This is a genomic window from Bacillus sp. F56 (genome assembly GCF_001748205.1).
Classification (GTDB): domain Bacteria; phylum Bacillota; class Bacilli; order Bacillales; family Bacillaceae; genus Bacillus; species Bacillus stercoris.
Window position 1 is genome coordinate 1 of the sequence record NZ_BDFC01000003.1, and the last position, 803, is coordinate 803.

Below are 803 nucleotides of genomic sequence, written 5' to 3' on the forward strand. Positions count from 1 at the left end.
TTACTTCTTCAAAGTCAACAATTTTTTTAAAAACTTTTGGTGGAGCCTAGCGGGATCGAACCGCTGACCTCCTGCGTGCAAAGCAGGCGCTCTCCCAGCTGAGCTAAGGCCCCATGAAAATGGTCGGGAAGACAGGATTCGAACCTGCGACCCCATGGTCCCAAACCATGTGCTCTACCAAGCTGAGCTACTTCCCGATTTCCTATCTATTCTATTAAAAGATATGGCGCGCCCGAGAGGAGTCGAACCCCTAACCTTTTGATCCGTAGTCAAACGCTCTATCCAATTGAGCTACGGGCGCAAAACATAATGCCGAGGGCCGGACTTGAACCGGCACGGTAGTCACCTACCGCAGGATTTTAAGTCCTGTGTGTCTGCCAATTCCACCACCCCGGCGTGGATGGTATAGTTGGAGCGGAAGACGGGATTCGAACCCGCGACCCCCACCTTGGCAAGGTGGTGTTCTACCACTGAACTACTTCCGCAGACAGGATGTCCAGTTTTTCTAACTGTTATCCTAGATAATGCGGGTGAAGGGACTTGAACCCCCACGTCATAAAGACACTAGATCCTAAGTCTAGCGCGTCTGCCAATTCCGCCACACCCGCGTAAAATGGTGAGCCATGAAGGACTCGAACCTTCGACCCTCTGATTAAAAGTCAGATGCTCTACCAACTGAGCTAATGGCTCTTCTTACAAGAGACTTGAGTATTATATCATATAAAAGTGGTGCCGGCAAGAGGACTTGAACCCCCAACCTACTGATTACAAGTCAGTTGCTCTACCAATTGAGCTACACCGGC

Annotated in this window: 8 tRNA genes; all 8 read right to left on the bottom strand. The window is 50.2% G+C overall.

Annotation, left to right across the window (positions count from 1 at the left end):
• Positions 1–37: 37 nt before the first annotated feature.
• The 8 genes from BFW96_RS00045 to BFW96_RS00080 all read right to left on the bottom strand — a co-directional run bounded on the left by BFW96_RS00045 (position 38) and on the right by BFW96_RS00080 (position 803).
• Positions 38–113: transfer RNA gene (locus tag BFW96_RS00045), tRNA-Ala, on the bottom strand.
• A gap of 7 nt (positions 114–120) precedes the next feature.
• A tRNA-Pro gene (locus tag BFW96_RS00050) sits at positions 121–197 on the bottom strand.
• 27 nt (positions 198–224) lie between these two features.
• Positions 225–301: transfer RNA gene (locus tag BFW96_RS00055), tRNA-Arg, on the bottom strand.
• A gap of 9 nt (positions 302–310) precedes the next feature.
• Positions 311–396 (bottom strand) — tRNA-Leu (locus BFW96_RS00060).
• A gap of 14 nt (positions 397–410) precedes the next feature.
• Positions 411–485, bottom strand: a tRNA-Gly gene (locus BFW96_RS00065).
• A gap of 40 nt (positions 486–525) precedes the next feature.
• Positions 526–608, bottom strand: a tRNA-Leu gene (locus BFW96_RS00070).
• Between the two features lie 6 nt (positions 609–614).
• Positions 615–690 (bottom strand) — tRNA-Lys (locus tag BFW96_RS00075).
• A gap of 37 nt (positions 691–727) precedes the next feature.
• A tRNA-Thr gene (locus BFW96_RS00080) sits at positions 728–803 on the bottom strand.